We start from the raw sequence: 17,605 nt of genomic DNA on the forward strand, positions 1-17,605 counted from the left end.
GTGATCCGCAAGGCCGCGCTGCTCGCCGTCCTCACCGCCACGCTGCTCTCCCCCGCGGCGCTGGCCCTTCCGGGTACGGCGAACGCCGGGACGGGCACGGCCGGCGCTCCGGCGGCGAACCGGCAGAACCCGCAGCTCGTGGTCGAGGCGATGGGGCCGGACGTGTCCCGCGCACCGGACACCGAGATCAGGATCTCCGGCTCCCTCGTCAATCCGGGCACCGTGCCGCTGACCGGCCTGCGCATCCGCAGGCACCACTCCGCGCAGCCCTTCACCCAGCGGGCCCACCTGGCCGCCTACCTCTCCGGCCAGGAGGGTTTCCAGCCGACCAACTGGCGTGACGAGAAGTACGTCTCGCAGCAGGCGATCCCGGCCGGGGGGAAGGCCCCCTGGGAGTTCGTCTTCACCCCGCAGACGCTCGGCATCTCCCGGTTCGGCGTCTACCCGGTCACGATCGAGGTGCGCGACGCCCTCGGCCAGCAGGTCGCCGTCCAGCGCACCCTCGTCACCTACCTTCCCCGGGAGGTCAAGGCGCCGCGCACCCGGCTCTCCGTGCTCCTGCCGATCGTCGACCAGCCGCGCCGCGCCGACGACGGCACCTTCGTCGACGAGCGTCTGCCCGCCTCCCTGGCGGCGGGCGAACGCCTCGGCGACCTGCTGAAGGTCGCCCAGGACACCTCCTCGGTCAAGGGCCTCACCTGGGTGGTCGATCCCGCGCTGCTCGACGACGCTCGGGCGATGGGCGCGGCGCACTGGGTGAAGTCCGGCGGCGAGGCGGAGCGCCGTCCCGGCGACGCCGCCGCGTCCGGGTGGCTCGACAGCCTGCGCACGGCCCTGGCCGACCTCCCCGTGGTGGCCGTGCCCTACGCCGACCCCGACGTGGCCGCCCTGGCCCACAACGGCCTCGACGACATCACCGGCACCGGCGTCGAGGCGGCCGGGCGGGTCACCAGGGAGACCCTGGGCCGCGACGTCCGCACCGACGTCGGCTGGCCGGTCGGCGGGGCGATCGACCACGACGGGCTCGACCTCCTCGCCACCGCCGGGATCGGCACCGTGCTGCTGAACGCGGCGTCCCTGCCGCCCGTCCCGGATGCCGCGGCCGTGCCCGGCGCCGTCACGCCCCCGGCCACCGCTCCGGCCGTCACCCCGGACGCCGTCGCGACCGTGCACACCGTGAACGGCCCGGTCAGAGCGCTGGTCGCCGACCCCGTGCTGAGCGACGTCCTCGCCGCGACGACCGCCGCCCCGGGCGCGGCCCTGCTGAACCGCCAGCGGTTCATCGCCGAGACCGCCATGATCAGTTCGGAGCCCGCCGCCGCCCGCCGGACCGTGCTCGCCGTACCGCCCCGGCGCTGGTCTCCGGATCCGGCCTATGTGACCGAGCTGGTGAAGACGGCCGCCTCCCTGCCCTGGGTGGCCCCCGTCACGCTCGGCTCGGTGAAGGCCGCCAAGACCCCGTTCCCGCGCAGCGGCCTGACCTACACCGTCCAGGACCGGGACAAGGAGCTCGGCAAGCCGTACATGGGGAGCGTCCGGCGGGTCGGCTCGCGCGCGGACCTGACCGCCGCCGTCACCGTCGCCTCGGACTTCGACGTCTTCGACCTCGCGCTGCTCCGGCTGTCCTCCTCGGCGTGGCGGGGCCGGGAGGGGGACGCGGTGAAGTACGCCGAGCGGGTGCGGGAGACGATCGACTCCCGGATCGCCAAGGTCTGGATCACCGGCAACGACCCGTCCCAGATCCGCACCCTGGCCGGGACGGACGGCGAGGTGCCGATCAGCGTCCGCAACGAGCTGGAGAGCGACGAGGGCGTCGCGGTCCGGGTGAAGGTCACCTCCAAGGACCCCGGCCTGCTGAAGATCGAGCCCTACAAGGACGAGATGGTGATCTCCGGCGGTCAGACCCAGACCATCCGGATCCCGATGACATCCGAGGCGAGCGGCCAGACCACGGTGACGGTCCAGCTCACCACCTCCGACGGCCGCAAGTACGGCCAGCGGGTCAAGCTGACCGTGCGGACCACCGGTTACACGGCGATCACACTGGTGATCGTGGGAGCGGCGCTCGTGGTGATGCTGGCCGCCGTGGTCATGCGCGTCCTGCGCCGCCGGGGGGCCCGCCGTACCGCCGCGGCCGCGCGGTCCCGGCAGACGGCCGTGCCCGCCGGGTCCGAGTCCTGAGCCCGCGGGGAGCGAGGGGAACCGGTGAGGCCCGTGGAGTTCGGATTCGTGGAATCGGTGGAGTCGTGACGGCAGGCGTCCGGCGGGCGGAGGAGAACGCATGAGCAGGGTCCTGCGGGCGAGCGCGATCATGGCGGCGGGGACGCTGGTCTCCCGCGTCACGGGCTTCGCCAAGGCGGCGGTGCTCGTGGCCGCGCTCGGCAGCGCGCAGATGGGCGACGCCTACACCGTCGCCAACGCGATCCCGTTCATCCTGTTCGACTTCCTGCTCGGAGGGGTCCTGAGCAGCGTCGTGATCCCGATGGTCGTCCGTCACCAGAAGCACGACCCCGACGGCGGCCGGGCCTACGAGCAGCGGCTGATGACGGTCGGGACGATCGCGCTGGCCCTGCTCACCGTGGCGGCCGTGCTGCTCGCCCGCCCTCTGATCGGCCTCTACACCGAGAACTGGGACAGCCGGCGGATCGAGGTCGCCGTCACGCTGGCCCAGTTCCTTCTTCCCCAGGTGGCCTTCGTCGGCGTCGGAGCGCTCGCCGGGGCGATCCTCAACACCCGTGACCGGTTCGCCGCCCCGATGTGGGCGCCGGTGCTGAACAACATCGTGATGATCGGCGTCCTGCTCCTCTACTACGTGACGGCCGGCGACTCGGCCGACGACGTCGAGACGGTGAGCGACTCCGACCTCGCCCTGCTCGGCCTCGGCACCACCGCCGGGATCGTGGTCCAGTGCCTGGTGCTGATGATCTCGCTGCACCGGGCCGGCTTCCGCTTCCGCCCCCGGTTCGACCTGCGCGAGGCGGGGCTGGGCGAGATGGCCAGGACCGGGTCCTGGACGCTCGTCTACGTGACCATCACCCAGCTCGGCTTCCTGGTCACCACCAACATCGCCTCCGCCGCGGGCGACCAGGTCGGCGGGGCGGGCAACACCGCCTACGCCCAGGCGTTCCAGCTCTTCCAGCTCCCCTACGGGATCATCGCGGTCTCGGTGATCACCGCGATGCTGCCCCGGATGAGCCGCTCGGTCACCGAGGGCGACCTCGGCTCGATCCGCGAGGAGTTCGCCTCGGGGGTCCGGCTGGTCTCGGCGCTGCTGGTGCCCGCCGGGCTGCTGCTGATGGTGCTGGGCCCCGCCGTCACCGTGCTGATCTACTCCTGGGGCAACAACACGCTGGACAACGCCGTCTACATCGGCAACGTGCTCCAGGTCTTCGGCCTGGCGCTGGTGCCGTTCTCGGTCTTCCAGCTCCTGCTGCGGGTCTTCTACGCCTTCGGGGACACCCGTACCCCGGTCTTCATCGGAGCGGGGAACACGGTGGTGAGCATCGTGCTCAGCCTGCTGTCGGCGGCCCTCCTGCCCGCGCGGTACGTGGTGATCGGCCTGGCCTTCGCGTTCACCGCCGCCTACGTCCTGGGCACCGTGGCCGCCTGGACGCTCGCCGCCCGCCGCGCGGGGGGGCTGAACGGGCGCGTGGTGGCCGCCGGGCTGTCCCGGATGTACCTCGCCTCGATCCCGGGCGCGGTCGCCGCGCTCGGCGTGCTCTGGCTCACCCGGGAGGTGGCGGATCTGACTCCGCTCAGCGCGGCTGCCATGCTGGCCGCCGGAGGCGGGCTGGGACTTGTGCTCTATCTCGTCGTAGGGCAGCGTATGCGCATCCCCGAGGTGAGTTCGGTCGTTGGAATGGTCGCAGGACGGGTACGCCGATAACCCAGAGGTTTCACTCGCTCGTCCGGTAACGGGAACACGGGTGGAACCGCTGCGGCACTACCATGGTGCGACGCGCGTGGTGACATGCGGCTAGTGGAAGCAGGAGGGCGTGGGCGGATCCACCCGGCATCGTGTGAGGCGTCCTGACGTGCCCGCGGGGCGAGGAGCTGACGTGTTCCCAGTTTCGGAGGAGTCATGAGCACCTCCGCGATCGAGCCCGGCACGAAGCTGGCCGAGCGCTTCCGGCTTGAGGACCGCGTCCACGAGTCCGACGGGGCCACGCTCTGGAAGGCCATCGACGAGGTGCTCGCCCGGCCCGTCGCCGTCCACACCTTCGCCCCCGGCTTCCCCCGCGTGAACGAGGTCGTGACGGCCGCCCGCGCGGCCAGCCGCCTCACCGACCCGCGGCTGACCCAGGTCTTCGACGCCACGGAGGACGACGGCCGCTCCTACGTGGTCAGCGAGTGGGTGAGCGGGGAGAGCCTGGCCGACCTGGTCCTCGGCGGGTCGCTGGAGCCCGAGCGGGCCGCCGCGCTGGTCGCCGAGGTCGCCGAGGCGCTGGCGCACGCGCACGAGTCCGGCATCCCCCATCTGTGCCTGACCCCGGAGCACCTGGTGTGGACCTCGGGCGGCACGGTCAAACTGCTCGGTCTGGGGATCGACGCCGTCCTGGCCGGGGTGGCCGACGACAACATGCGGGTCGACGACGCCGCCCGCGCCGACGCCGAAGGGCTCGGGCGCCTGCTGTACGCCGGGCTGACCGGCCACTGGCCGGGCGAGGAGATCGGCGGGCTGCCCGTCGCGCCCATGGACGACGGGCGTTTCTGCACACCGCGCCAGGTCACCGCCGGAGTCCCCAGCTATCTCGACACGATCACCTGCCGGGTGATCCTGCCGGAGAGCCGGCGCGGCCTGACCCCGCTGACGACTCCCGCGGAGGTGGCCGAGGCGCTGGAGTCGGTGCCCCGGCCCACTCCCATGTCCATGCCCGCGGTGGTCCCTCCCCCGATGGCGGCCTCCCGCTCCGAGGGACTGGAGACCGCGCCCCCGCCGCGTCCGACCTCGCCCACCTACGCATCCGTCCAGCAGCCCCGGCCGCTGCCCTCCGAGGGCGGCGGGATGCTCGGCAAGGTGATCATGGTCGCGGTCGTCCTGCTGGTGATGGCCGCCGTCGGCCTGGGGGCCTGGACGCTCGGCCGCAATCTCGGCAACGCCGGGATCCCGACCGCCGGGGCCACCGTCAAGCCCACGCCCACGACCTCCACCGCCACCCAGAAGGTGAAGTCCGTCTCGGCCTCGGGCTTCGACCCGCTGGGCGACAACGAGGAGCAGGGCAAGCGCGCGGCCGACTCGGTGGACGGCAAGCCCTCCACCGACTGGCACTCCGAGTCGTACGGCTCGGCGGACTTCGGCCGGTTGAAGACCGGGGTCGGCCTCCTGCTCGACCTGAAGGAGAGCGTGCCGGTCAAGGAGGTGGTGGCCGACTTCGGCGGCACCTCCGGCGGCACGGTGGAACTGCGGGTGGGCGACTCCAAGGACCTGGACGACCTCGACGTGGTCGAGAAGACCTCCGATGTGGGCGGTAAGAAGACCTTCACCGTGAAGTCCCCCAAGGAGGGGCGCTACGTCCTGATCTGGTTCACCGAGCTTCCCACCTACCAGGGAAAGTTCCGCGGCCAGGTGAACGAGGTGGAGGTGCTCGCGGCCAAGTGACGGATGGTGCGATATCGGCGTGATTTGGTCTGGTTTACCCGACTCCTTGCCGATCATCGGAGATTTCGTGGCACCATCTATCACGTAGTGGTGTTCTCCCCGGACGGCATAGCAGGACTCTCCTTGTGAATTCTCCACCTGAGACCCCGCCAGCGGCGGATCAGCAGGCAGCGCGGGCCGTCGTGTCCGACGCCGATCTGCTGACCCGGCACATCGCCGGGGATCCGCACGCCTTCAGTGAAATAGTCAAGCGTCACCGAGACCGCATGTGGGCGGTCGCCCTGCGCACGCTGGGCGATCCCGACGAGGCGGCGGACGCCGTACAGGACGCCTTCGTGTCCGCATATCGCAAGGCCGAGAGCTTCCGCGGCGAGGCCGCGGTCACCACGTGGCTGCACCGCATCGTGGTCAACGCCTGCCTGGACCGCATGCGCAGGAAGTCGGCGCGCCCCGTCGCCGACGACGAGCTGATCGAGGCCGCCGAGCGCGACACTCCGGTGCCCGACCAGACGTCCGAGCGCGAGGTCTCCATGGAGGTCTCGTCCGCGCTCAAGCTGCTCCCCGCCGACCAGCGAGCCGCCCTGGTGCTCGTGGACATGATGGGTTACTCCGTCGAGGATGCGGCCCATGTCCTGCAGGTTCCCAGCGGAACCGTGAAGAGTCGTTGCGCGCGCGGCCGCGCCAAACTTGTCCCAATTCTTTCGCATCTGCGGAACCGATCCGACCTGTCTCGCGTCTCATCGGCGAAGGGAGCAGAACTTCGTGACGGGTGATACGCACTACGACCTGGAGGTCCTGGCCGAACTGGCCGAGGGTCTCCTCGACGCCGCCACGGCTCTGCAGGTTCGCGAACATCTCGCGATCTGCGATCCCTGTGGCGAGAGCCTTGCCGATCTCGCAGCGGTCCGTGAGGTGCTCTCGGCGACCCCCACTCCGGCGATGCCGATGGGAGTCGCGCTCCGCATCGACCGTGCACTGGCCGCCGAGGCCGAGAACTTCCGTGGAGGTGGAGTAGGCCTGGTGGAAGCACCGGCCTGGGACGACATCATGCGCGACGCGCCATGGGAGAAGGCTGAGCCCGCTGCTCTGCCCGAGCCGGAGCCGGTCACGCGACTGGGGGTCGTCGGCGACGACGGCACCGTGGTCCCGGTGACCCCGGCCAGGCGGCGCAGGGCCGCGGCCCGGCGCCGGTGGGCGCTGCCCGCCGCGGCGGCGGGAGTGGCGGCGGCGGTGATCGGCGCGACGGTGACGATGACCGGCATGCTCTCCGCCTCCGGGCCGAGCAAGAACCCGGTGATCGCTCTGCCCAGTCAGGCCAAGAGCCCGAAGTACCAGCTGACCACGAGCAACTGGAACTACACCGACCAGGAGCTGCGCGGCTCGATGCTCGACTACATCGGCCCGATGGCCGCCACGGGCACCACGGAGACCTCCAAGATCGAGCAGTGTGTGCGCCGGCTCACCGCCCAGGTGGGGAGGGCTCCCTTCGCGGTCGACCAGGGCTTCTACAACGGCCAGGAGGCCAACGTCATGCTCTTCTGGCACAACCAGCCCAAGAACCAGGTGCTCGTGCACGTGGTGGGCCCGGAGTGCGACGAGGTGCGCAGGCCCGCCTTCGCCCGCTGGAAGTAGGAGTTCCCCGGGCCGCGCGATCGGGCGGCCCGCGCCTTGAAACCGGAGAATCCAGGTGGGCCCGGCACGGATCCGTCCGTGCCGGGCCCACCGTTTCCTGGGGGAATCACCGGAGGGAATCACCGACGCCTAGGATCTGTTGACGCGACTGGCAACGACAGAGGGAAAGGCGCAACGCGTGATGGACGTCCGGAATGTGATCATCATCGGATCGGGTCCCGCCGGTTACACGTCGGCTGTGTACTCCGCGCGTGCCGACCTCAACCCGCTGGTCTTCGAGGGGTCGGTCACGGCCGGCGGCGCGCTGATGAACACCACCGAGGTGGAGAACTTCCCCGGCTTCCCCGACGGCATCATGGGCCCCGACCTCATGGACGGGCTGCGCAAGCAGGCCGAGCGGTTCGGCGCCGAGCTGGTCGCGGACGACGTGGTCGAGGTCGACCTCAGCGCCACCCCCAAGGTCGTCAAGACCGCCACCGGCACCTTCTACGCCAAGGCCGTCATCCTGGCCACCGGTTCCGGCTACCGGCAGCTGGGCGTGCCCAACGAGCAGCGCCTGTCCGGACGCGGCGTCTCCTGGTGCGCCACCTGTGACGGCTTCTTCTTCCGCGGCCAGGACATCGTGGTCGTCGGCGGCGGCGACACCGCCATGGAGGAGGCCACCTTCCTGACCCGGTTCGCCAACTCGGTGACCGTCGTGCACCGCCGGGACGAGCTGCGCGCCAGCAAGATCATGCAGGACCGCGCGTTCGCCAACGAGAAGATCCGCTTCGTCTGGGACAGCGAGGTCGTCGACGTCCTGGGCGAGGAGAAGGTCGCCGGCGTACGGCTGCGCAACCTCAAGACGGGCGAGGAGAGCGAGCTGCCGGTCACCGGCCTGTTCATCGCGATCGGCCACGACCCGCGCACGGAGCTGGTCAAGGGCCAGGTCGAGCTGGACGAGGAGGGCTACATCAAGGTGGACGCCCCCTCCACCCGCACCAACCTGGACGGCGTCTTCGCCGCCGGGGACGTGGTCGACCACACCTACCGCCAGGCGATCACCGCCGCGGGCACCGGCTGCGCCGCGTCGCTGGACGCCGAGCGCTGGCTGGCCGAGCACGCCGACGACTGACCCCGCCCGACCTCACCGCACGACCTCACCCCCCGACCTCACCGCACGACCGGGAAAGAAGGAGTAACCACCGTGGGCGCCATCAAGAACGTGACAGAGGCGAGTTTCGAGAGCGACGTGCTCAAGAGCGACAAGCCCGTGCTCGTCGACTTCTGGGCCGAGTGGTGCGGCCCGTGCCGCCAGGTCGCGCCGATCCTGGAGGAGATCGCCAGCGAGCAGGCCGAGAAGCTGGAGATCGTCAAGCTCAACGTCGACGAGAATCAGGCGATCGCCCAGAAGTACGGCGTACTCCAGATCCCGACCCTGAACGTCTATAAGAACGGAGAGGTTGTGAAGCAGATCATCGGCGCCAAGCCGAAGGCCATGCTGCTTCGCGAGCTCGAGGGCATCATCTAGGGACCTCGTGAGGGGTCCCTGGGCGGGCCCCCTGCGGCCGGCCGCACCCCACGGCGGTTTCCGGCCGTACCACCCGCTTCCGAGCGGCACACCCACCCAGTGGAAGCCCCCTCGCCCCACGGCAGGGGGCTTTCGCGTGTTCCGGTGCCCTTCTTTCTGGGCCGCCTGCCGCCGCGGGAGGCACCGGACGCCCTGGGACGCCTCCAGGCGGTCTCAGACGGGGCGCAGCGCCCGTTCCGGGCTCATGGAGCCGAGCAGCCTCTCCAGCGCTACCTCGACGTCCTCACGCCACGAGACGGCGTTCTTCAGCTCCAGGCGGAGGCGCGGGAAGCGCAGATGCGGCCGGACCGTCTTGAAGCCCACGGAGAGGAGGTACTCGGCGGGCATCACGCACGCCCCCACCTGCTCCCACTTCAGGTCGCCGAACGCCTCGATCGCCCGCACTCCGCGCCGGGTGAGGTCCTTGGCCACGCCCTGGACCAGCATCCGGCCGAGCCCGCCGCCGGAGAACTCCGGGATGATGTGCGCGGTCATCAGCAGCACGGCGTCGGCGCTCACCGGCGAGGTCGGGAAGGCCACCGAACGCGGCACGTAGAGCGGGGGGGCGTAGAGCACGAATCCGGCCGCCACGCCGTCCACGTACGCGATCTTCCCGCAGCTCCCCCACTCCAGCAGGGTCGCCGAGATCCAGGCTTCCTTCTCCAGCTCCGGATCGCCCGCCTCGACCGCACGCTCCCCGCTCATCGGATCGAGCTCCCAGAAAATACACCGGCGGCAACGGCGCGGCAGGTCGTCAAGATTGTCGAGAGTGACGTTAACCAGACGACGCGACACCTATTTGGCCCCAATCCTGGCGAGACGAGTTCGAAATACGCGCGAAAACCGAGTCTCCACCTGGCATCGTAGCCCAGCGAGGGGCGCCGTTTCAGGGGTCTGCCGTCCCGCAGGCGGGCTCCCGAAGCCGCTGACGTACCCTTGTTCACCTAGATGGAGAGCACAGCGGTGCTCCATACCACCGAGGAGGTGGACCGTGTCCAACGAGTCGGACCACGGTCGGACCATCGCGGCCCACGGGTCGCGCATCGATGCCTACGTCGACCGGTACGCCGCACGAGCTGCCGGGATGGTCGCCTCCGAGGTCCGAGCTCTCTTCGCCGTCGCGTCGAGGCCCGAGGTGGTCTCGCTGGCAGGCGGCATGCCGTACGTCACCGCCCTCCCCCTCGACGTGGTGGGAGAGCTCGTCGCCGACCTGGTGGCCCGCCGCGGCCCGGTCGCGCTCCAGTACGGCTCCGGCCAGGGCGACCCGCACCTGCGCGAGCAGATCTGCGACGTCATGCGCATGGAGGGCATCGAGGGCAACGCCGACGACGTCGTGGTGACGGTCGGTTCGCAGCAGGCCCTCGACCTGATCACCCGCATCTTCATCGACCCCGGCGACGTCGTCCTCGCCGAGGGCCCGTCCTACGTGGGCGCGCTCGGCACCTTCTCGGCCTACCAGGCCAAGGTCGTGCACGTCGCGATGGACGACGAGGGGATCATCCCCGAGTCCCTGGCGCAGACCATCTACGCCCTGCAGACCGCGGGCAACCGGATCAAGTTCCTCTACACGATCCCCACCTTCCAGAACCCCACCGGGGTCACGCTGAACGCCGAGCGCAGGCAGCAGGTGCTGGAGATCTGCCAGCGCGCGGGCGTGCTGATCGTCGAGGACAACCCCTACGGCTTGCTCGGCTTCGACGGCGAGCCCATGCGGGCGCTGCGCGCCGACAACCCCGACGGGGTGGTCTATCTCGGCTCGTTCTCCAAGACCCTGGCCCCCGGCTTCCGGGTCGGCTGGGCTCTGGCCCCGCACGCCGTACGCGACAAGCTGGTGCTGGCGATGGAGTCGGCGGTCCTGTCGCACTCCTCCTTCACCCAGCTCGCCGTTGGCGAGTACCTGGCCACCCAGCCCTGGCGGGAGCAGATCAAGACCTTCCGCGAGCTCTACCGCGAGCGCCGGGACACCATGCTCTCCTCGCTGGAGGCGCTGATGCCCGCCGGCTGCACCTGGACGCACCCGCGCGGCGGGTTCTTCGTCTGGGCGACCCTCCCCGAGGGCCTGGACTCCAAGGCGCTCCTGCCCCGGGCCGTCGCCGAGCGGGTGGCGTTCGTCCCCGGCTCGGGGTTCTTCGCCGACGGCAGCGGCGCCCGCCACATGCGTCTGTCCTTCTGCTACCCGGAGCCCGACCGCATCCGTGAGGGGATCCGCCGCCTGGCCGGCGTCATCGAGCAGGAGCTGCAGTTGCGCGACACCTTCGGCACCGGCACCTACCCCGACCACATCGGGGTCGACACTCCGGGCCCCGACCTCGCCTGAGGCCCTCCGCCGCGCCGTACCGGAAACCCCGCACGGTTCCGGTACGGCACGGCGCCCCGTGAGCGTTCGTGGCCGCTCGCGGCGGAGTGCCGTACGGTGACTTCCGGCATCGCCATCGCGCGATCACCCCGGTCATCGGGAGAACGACTCGACAGGCCCGGCGCGGGCTCTAGGAGGTATTCGGATGAGTGATCTGGGCCACGTGCTCGTTCTGGCCGGCGGGCTGTCCTACGAGCGCGAGGTGTCCCTGCGCTCGGGCCGCCGGGTGAGCGAGGTGCTGCGCGGGGCCGGCGTCTCCGTCGAGACCCGCGACACCGACGCCTCTCTCGTCCCGTGGATCCTGGCCGAGCGGCCGAGTGCCGTCTTCGTGACGCTGCACGGCGGAGCGGGGGAGGACGGCGCCATCCGCTCGGTGCTGGACCTGCTCTCCGTCCCCTACGTGGGGGCCGGCTCCGACGCCTGCCGGATCGCCTTCGACAAGCCCACCGCCAAGACGGTGGTCCGCTCCGTCGGCGTGCGCACCCCCGAGTCGGTGACCCTCCCCAAGGAGACCTTCCACGACCTCGGCGCCTCCGCCGTGCTGTCCCGCATCGTGGAGCGGCTCGGCCTGCCGCTGTTCGTCAAGCCGTCCCACGGCGGCTCGGCCCTCGGCGCCTCGATCGTCCGCACCGCCGAGGAGCTCCCCTCCGCCATGGTGGGCTGCTTCGCCTACGGCGACACCGCGCTGGTCGAGCGCTACATCGAGGGCGTGGAGGTCGCCGTCTCCGTCGTCGACCTCGGCGAGGGCCCGGTGGCCCTTCCTCCCGTGGAGATCGTCCCCGACGACGGCGTCTACGACTACGCGGCCCGCTACACCGCCGGCCGGACGGAGTTCTTCGCGCCCGCCCGCCTCTCCGGCGAGGCGGCGGCCGCCTGCGCCGAGATGGCGGTGACCGCGCACACGGCCCTCGGCCTGTGTGACATCTCCCGTACCGACCTCATCGTCGACGCGGACGGCCTCCCCCACTTCCTGGAGGTCAACGTCGCCCCCGGCATGACCGAGACCTCGCTGCTCCCGATGGCCGCCGAGGCCGCCGGGGAGGACCTGGGCTCCCTCTGCCGCGTCCTGCTGGAGCAGGCCGTCGCCCGCGGCGCCGCCTGACCGCTCCGCCGTACGGCGGGCGCCCGCGAGCGACGGTCCGCCCGCGTGGAAGGCGCCCGCCGACGGCGGCGGCCGTCCGTACGGCGAGGCACCCGGCCGAGGCTCACGACCGCCCGCCGTCCTACGCTGGCCCTGTGCTGACCACCACTGCGTTTCCCAAGAGCTTCGCCAGCGACAACCACGCCGGCGTGCACCCCAAGGTCCTGGCGGCCGTCGTCGACGCCAACGCCGGGGACGCTCCCGCCTACGGCACGGACCCCTGGACGGAGGCGATGGAGGAGGCCTTCCGCGCCGAGTTCGGCGCCCGGGCGACGGCCTACGCGATGTTCAACGGCACCGGGGCCAACGTGGTGGGCCTGGGACTGGTCCTGCGCCCCTACGACTCCGTCCTCTGCCCGGCCACCGCCCACATCAACACCCACGAGTGCGGGGCGGCCGAACGGGTGCTCGGCGCCAAGCTCGTACCGCTCCCCACGGACGACGGGAAGGTCACGGTCGACGACGTCCTCGGCCACCTCTCCGTCCTCGGCAACACGCAGTACGCCCAGCCGCGGGTCGTGTCCATCTCGCAGGTGACCGAGTGCGGCACCGTCTACACCGCCGCCGAAATCACGGAGCTGGCGGAGTTCGTCCACAGCCGGGGGCTCTTCCTGCACATGGACGGTGCCCGCCTGGCCAACGCCGCGGCCGAGCTCGGCTGCTCGATGCGCGCCCTCACCACCGACGCCGGCGTGGACGTGCTCAGCTTCGGCGGCACCAAGAACGGCGCCATGGGCGCCGAGGCGCTCGTCGTCCTCAACCCCGAGCTGGACGCCCCGGCGCTCTTCCTCCGGAAGCAGGGCATGCAGCTCGCCTCCAAGATGCGCTACGTCTCCGCCCAGTTGACCGCGCTCCTCGCCGACGGCCTCTGGCGCGAGAACGCGGCCCACGCCAATGCGATGGCCCACCGCCTCGCTGACGGGGTGCGCGACCTGCCCGGCGTCTCGTTCCGCTATCCCGTCCAGTCCAACGCGGTCTTCCCCGCCCTCCCCGAGAAGGCGATCGCCGAGCTCCAGCAGCGCTACCTCTTCCACATGTGGGACGCCACCGAAAGCGTGGTCCGCTGGGTGACGGCCTTCGACACCACTCCCGAGCAGGTCGACACCTTCGTCGCCGACATCCGCGCGGTGGTCGGCTCCTCCACCTGAACGGCCCCGCACCCTCCGTTCTCGTTCCGAAAGCCGCCTTCCACGACCGGTACGGCGACCGCCGTGCCGGTCGTGGCGCCGCCGCGGGATGAACGGCCAGGCGGGTAGCGAGACCCCGAAGGGCGCCGTTTCACGTGAAACAGCGAAGGCGCACCCTCGACGAGGGAGGACCGACACCTCTGCGCTCCCGTCCTCCTGTGACCTTCAACGGCCGGTGAGGCGCGTCTTCCCGTTCCCATGCGGGCCGCTGCGACACGGGGGTGGAGGTGTGCCGAGACCGTCGAGCGACGTTGTTTCACGTGAAACAGCGGAGGGAGCCGCCGAACGAAGAGGGCCGACGCCCGCCTGTCGCGCCCTGCGGCCGCTTTCCACGACCGGTATGGCGGCCGCCGTACCGCACCTCCCCCGGCACCATCGCACAGCGGTCGTCCACTCACCGGACCGACGACGGCGCTGTTTCACGTGAAACAGTGAAGGCGCCCCACCATGCCGGACGGAGCCGACGCTCCGTCACCGCTTACGAGCCGCGCTCCTGTCCTCGGCTTTCCCGCCCGCGTCCATGAGAGTGCCGCCCGCGGCTTCTCTTCCCTGCGGTCTCCCTCGGCTGTCCCGCAGGCGTCTCCGGCCCGACCTTCCCGAGCGGGCGGTCAGGGCGGCGGCATGAGAACGGCCGTCATGTTTCACGTGAAACATGACGGCCGTTGCGACCTCCGGCGTGAGGCGGAGACTCGTCACTCCGGGCGCAGAGCCTCCGGGGACATCGTCGAGATGATCCGCTCAAGGTCGTCGATGGTCGCGAATTCCACCACGATGCGGCCCTTGCGCCGGCCGAAGTCGACCTTCACCCGGGTCTCGAAGTGGTCGGAGAGCCGATCCGCCAGCCGGCGCAGGGACGGATCCTCGGCGGGCTTCGCCCGGGGCGCGCGAGGCGCGGACGCGGGAGCGGCCGAGACGTCCCCCACGGCCACGATCTCCTCGACCGCGCGGACCGAGAGCAGCTCGGCCACGATCCGGTTGGCGAGACGCTCCTGCGCGACCGGATCCTTCATCGTCCGCAACGCCCGTGCGTGGCCCGCACTGATCGTCCCCGCCGCCACCTTCAGCTGGATCTTGGGTGGAAGGGTGAGGAGCAGGATCGTGTTCGTCACGTGCGAGCGGGAGCGGCCCACCCGGGCGGCGAGCTGCTCGTGGGTCGCCCCGAAGTCGTCCAGGAGCTGCTTGTAGGCGGCGGCCTCCTCCAGGGCGTTGAGCTGCTCCCGCTGGAGGTTCTCGATCAGGGCGTCGAGAAGGAGCTTGTCCTCCTTGGTCTCGCGCACGATGGCGGGAATCACGTCGAGCTCGGCGAGTTGGGAGGCCCGCCAGCGGCGTTCCCCCATGATGAGCTCGTAGCGCTCCTCGCCCACCGGACGCACCACGACCGGCTGGAGGAGACCGACCTCCCTGATCGAGGCGGACAGTTCCCGGAGAGCCTCCTCCGTGAAGTTCTTCCGAGGCTGCTGCGGGTTCGGAGCGATGTTCTTGACCGGGATCTCGGCGAAATACGCACCGTCGACCGGCTTCAGCTCCGTTTCGGAAGCGCCGTTGCGATCCTGCGGGACTGCCGGGCTCGACGCGACCATCGTCGTGCCCGTCCCCGGCGCCGGGGACTCGGCGGGCGGCGGAGCCGTGGGGATGAGCGCGCCCAGCCCTCTGCCCAGCCCTCTGGGCTGCTTACTCACTGTCCCTCCCCCGCTTCCACTGTTCCGACCCCAGTAGTGTGCACGACCATCCCGGCTATCGCGTCCACACGGCTCACACCGCCGCGCCGCGGTAGGCGATCTCGCGGGCGGCGTCCATGTAGGCCATCGCGCCGCTGGAACCCGGATCGTAGGTCATGACCGACTGGCCATAACTCGGCGCCTCGGAGACGCGCACGCTCCGCGGGATCAGCGTGTTCAGGACCCGGTCGCTGAAGTGGGACCGGACCTCCTCGGCCACCTGGGAGGCGAGCCGGGTGCGGCCGTCGTACATCGTCAGCAGGATCGTGGACAGGTCCAGCGTGGGGTTCAGGTGGGCCTTCACCAGCTCCACGTTGCGGAGCAGCTGGCCGAGGCCCTCCAGCGCGTAGTACTCGCACTGGATGGGGATCAACAACTCGTTCGCGGCCATCAGCGCGTTGACGGTCAGCAGGCCGAGCGAGGGCGGGCAGTCGATGAGGATGTAGTCGAACTCGATGGCGTCGTAGGCGGCCAGCGCACGCTGGAGCCGGGACTCACGGGCCACCATCGAGACCAGCTCGATCTCGGCACCGGCCAGGTCGATGGTGGCCGGGGCGCAGTAGAGCCCCGGCATGTCCGGGACCTCCTTCACCACCTCGATGAGGGGCACGTCCTCCACCAGGACCTTGTACATGTCCGGCACGTCGCCGCGGTGCTCGATGGAGAGCGCGGTGGAGGCGTTGCCCTGCGGGTCGAGGTCCACCACCAGGACGCGCTGCCCGTGCATGGACAGCGCCGCGGCGAGGTTCACCGACGTGGTGGTCTTCCCCACCCCGCCCTTCTGGTTGGCGACGGTGAAGATCCGGGTCTTCGGCGGCCGCGGCCAGTCGCCGTCCCGGGTCCCCGGGACACCGCCGGAGGGGACCGCGGTCGTCTGGGCCGATGTTTCACGTGAAACCACTGAACTGAGTGCCTCTCGTACCAGCGGCGAATCGCCGGGGTTAAGGGGGGTCTGAGTCACGGTCGTCGTCCTTCCGGCCGGCCCGGCCGATCCGGCCTGGATCGGCCTCACCGCCTCCGGCCTCACTGCGTCCGGCTTCACTGTGCCCGGCCTCGCCGGCTCCGGTCTCCCGGGCTCCGCCCGCACTCCCCCGGCCGGCCGTACGACGGGGATCGCCGGTACCGGCCAGCCCAGACCGGAAGATCCTCCGATCCGCCGGGAGAGGGGGGCTTCGGGCCAGCCGAGACCGCCCGTCATGGTGACGATCGCGCTTTCACGGTCATCCACTGGCCTCTACTCGCTTTGCTCGATCCGGCTACTCGCCTCGTCCTCGCTTCGGACGTGAAGCGCGGACCTTCCGGCGAGAGGCCTGCCGTTCTCCTCCGGGGGCCCGACCGGCGACCACCCGGATGAGAGTTGCAGGCGGCTCGACCTTACCGTGCCCGACCGAGACAAGTTCGGCGCTCCGCACTCCACTGGAGCGCAATTGCGTCTCGGCCTCCGCCAGCTCCTCCGCCGCGCGCTCCCCCTTCATCGCCAGCAGCTGTCCGTTCTCGCACAGCAACGGCAGGGACCATTTCAGCAACCGGTCGAGCGGCGCCACCGCCCGCGCGGAGACGACGTCGAACTCTCGCCTGCCGCCGAACTCCTCGGCCCGGCCGCGCAGCACTTCGACGTTGTCGAGCTTCAGGGCCTCCACGCACTCCTCCAGGAACACCGTCCGGCGCAGCAGCGGCTCCAGGAGCGTGACGGAGACGTCGGGCCGGACGATCGCCAGCACGAGGCCGGGCAGCCCGGCGCCGGAACCGATGTCCACCAGCCGGACCTCGGCCGGAACCGCATCGGCGACCACCGCGCAGTTGAGGAGGTGGCGATCCCAGATCCGGGGGACCTCGCGGGGACCGAGCAGCCCGCGCACCACCCCGGGACCGGCCAGCAGCTCCGCGAACGCCTCCGCCCTGGCCCAGGCGTCACCGGTGAACACCTCGCGGGCAACCTCGGGAGGCTCGGGCAACTGGTCGCTCACTGGATGATCACTCTTTCCTTGGAATCCGCAGGCCGGCCCCTGAGGCGCGGGCCGTCGCCGACAGGCGCTACCAAACCGCGAGCGTACCTGAAGTCCAGCGCTCGAACTGGCAAGCGGATATCCGCGCCGGGTGCGGGGCAAGAGCGGTCCCGGAGGATGCGGGGCCGTACGGAGGGCGCGACGTGACCGACGCCACAGGGCGGGCGGGGACGTGCGGCGCCCGGGGTCCGGGTGCGGTGAGACCCGGATCGGCCCGGCGCTTACGTCCGTGCGGCGGAAACCCCGATGCGGCAGGTGATCGGGTGGCCGGAACCTCTTGTTTCACACCGGATGGCACATCGAGCCGGCCGATGTCATCCGGCGACCGGCCGGCTCCGTCGGCTACAGGCTGGGGACAGGAAAGATTGTGGACAGGAAAAGCTGTGCACACGAAAGGCTGTGGGCGACACGAAGGGC

The 17,605-nt window shown here is 70.8% G+C and carries 14 protein-coding genes; 10 read left to right on the forward strand and 4 right to left on the reverse strand.

Translation table 11 applies throughout. From position 1 onward, the window contains the following. From HS041_RS04135 to trxA, 7 genes are all read left to right on the forward strand, one after another. A complete protein-coding gene (locus tag HS041_RS04135) occupies positions 1-2,181 on the forward strand; it encodes a DUF6049 family protein (RefSeq protein ID WP_196439179.1) in 2,181 nt (726 codons plus the stop codon). Positions 2,182-2,281: 100 nt separating this feature from the next. Continuing rightward, positions 2,282-3,886, forward strand: coding sequence for a murein biosynthesis integral membrane protein MurJ (murJ, locus tag HS041_RS04140; protein WP_196439180.1), 1,605 nt, complete (start codon positions 2,282-2,284; stop codon positions 3,884-3,886). Positions 3,887-4,081: 195 nt separating this feature from the next. Then, positions 4,082-5,599, forward strand: a complete 1,518-nt coding sequence (locus HS041_RS04145; RefSeq protein WP_196439181.1) for a protein kinase family protein — start codon at positions 4,082-4,084, stop codon at positions 5,597-5,599. 182 nt (positions 5,600-5,781) lie between these two features. Then, entirely contained in the window at positions 5,782-6,372 is a 591-nt protein-coding gene (gene sigM / locus HS041_RS04150; RefSeq protein ID WP_307845164.1) for an RNA polymerase sigma factor SigM, read from the forward strand. Beyond that, positions 6,362-7,231 (forward strand): anti-sigma factor family protein, encoded by an 870-nt coding sequence (locus tag HS041_RS04155; RefSeq protein ID WP_196439183.1) that lies wholly within the window; start codon positions 6,362-6,364, stop codon positions 7,229-7,231. Before sigM ends, HS041_RS04155 begins: the two co-directional genes overlap by 11 nt. Before the next feature lie 178 nt (positions 7,232-7,409). Beyond that, on the forward strand, positions 7,410-8,345 hold the full coding sequence (gene trxB, locus HS041_RS04160) for a thioredoxin-disulfide reductase (RefSeq protein ID WP_196439184.1): 936 nt from the start codon (positions 7,410-7,412) through the stop codon (positions 8,343-8,345). Between the two features lie 72 nt (positions 8,346-8,417). Further along, the gene (gene trxA, locus HS041_RS04165) at positions 8,418-8,741 is read left to right on the forward strand and encodes a thioredoxin (protein WP_196439185.1); all 324 of its coding nucleotides are present in this window, start codon (positions 8,418-8,420) and stop codon (positions 8,739-8,741) included. Between the two features lie 213 nt (positions 8,742-8,954). Here trxA and HS041_RS04170 read toward each other — a convergent pair whose 3' ends face one another. Then, positions 8,955-9,485, reverse strand: coding sequence for a GNAT family N-acetyltransferase (locus HS041_RS04170; protein ID WP_230878409.1), 531 nt, complete (start codon positions 9,483-9,485; stop codon positions 8,955-8,957). Between the two features lie 379 nt (positions 9,486-9,864). Here HS041_RS04170 and HS041_RS04175 point away from each other — a divergent pair, with 379 nt between their 5' ends. From HS041_RS04175 to HS041_RS04185, 3 genes are all read left to right on the forward strand, one after another. After that, positions 9,865-11,097, forward strand: a complete 1,233-nt coding sequence (locus HS041_RS04175; protein WP_230878711.1) for an aminotransferase-like domain-containing protein — start codon at positions 9,865-9,867, stop codon at positions 11,095-11,097. 184 nt (positions 11,098-11,281) lie between these two features. Beyond that, the gene (locus HS041_RS04180) at positions 11,282-12,238 is read left to right on the forward strand and encodes a D-alanine--D-alanine ligase family protein (RefSeq protein WP_196439188.1); all 957 of its coding nucleotides are present in this window, start codon (positions 11,282-11,284) and stop codon (positions 12,236-12,238) included. Positions 12,239-12,372: 134 nt separating this feature from the next. Continuing rightward, positions 12,373-13,425 carry a threonine aldolase family protein gene (locus tag HS041_RS04185; RefSeq protein WP_196439189.1) on the forward strand — a complete coding sequence of 351 codons (1,053 nt, stop codon included), beginning with the start codon at positions 12,373-12,375 and terminating at the stop codon, positions 13,423-13,425. A gap of 731 nt (positions 13,426-14,156) precedes the next feature. On the opposite strand, the gene HS041_RS04190 is transcribed toward HS041_RS04185, so the two are convergent. The 3 genes from HS041_RS04190 to rsmG form a co-directional block, all read right to left on the reverse strand. Continuing rightward, entirely contained in the window at positions 14,157-15,143 is a 987-nt protein-coding gene (locus HS041_RS04190; RefSeq protein ID WP_196439190.1) for a ParB/RepB/Spo0J family partition protein, read from the reverse strand. Between the two features lie 73 nt (positions 15,144-15,216). After that, on the reverse strand, positions 15,217-16,083 hold the full coding sequence (locus tag HS041_RS04195; RefSeq protein ID WP_307845165.1) for a ParA family protein: 867 nt from the start codon (positions 16,081-16,083) through the stop codon (positions 15,217-15,219). Between the two features lie 355 nt (positions 16,084-16,438). Next, on the reverse strand, positions 16,439-17,149 hold the full coding sequence (gene rsmG, locus HS041_RS04200) for a 16S rRNA (guanine(527)-N(7))-methyltransferase RsmG (RefSeq protein WP_196439191.1): 711 nt from the start codon (positions 17,147-17,149) through the stop codon (positions 16,439-16,441). Between the last annotated feature and the right edge of the window lie 456 nt (positions 17,150-17,605).

The organism is Planomonospora sp. ID67723, from assembly GCF_015711605.1.
In the GTDB taxonomy this organism is placed as follows: domain Bacteria; phylum Actinomycetota; class Actinomycetes; order Streptosporangiales; family Streptosporangiaceae; genus Planomonospora_A.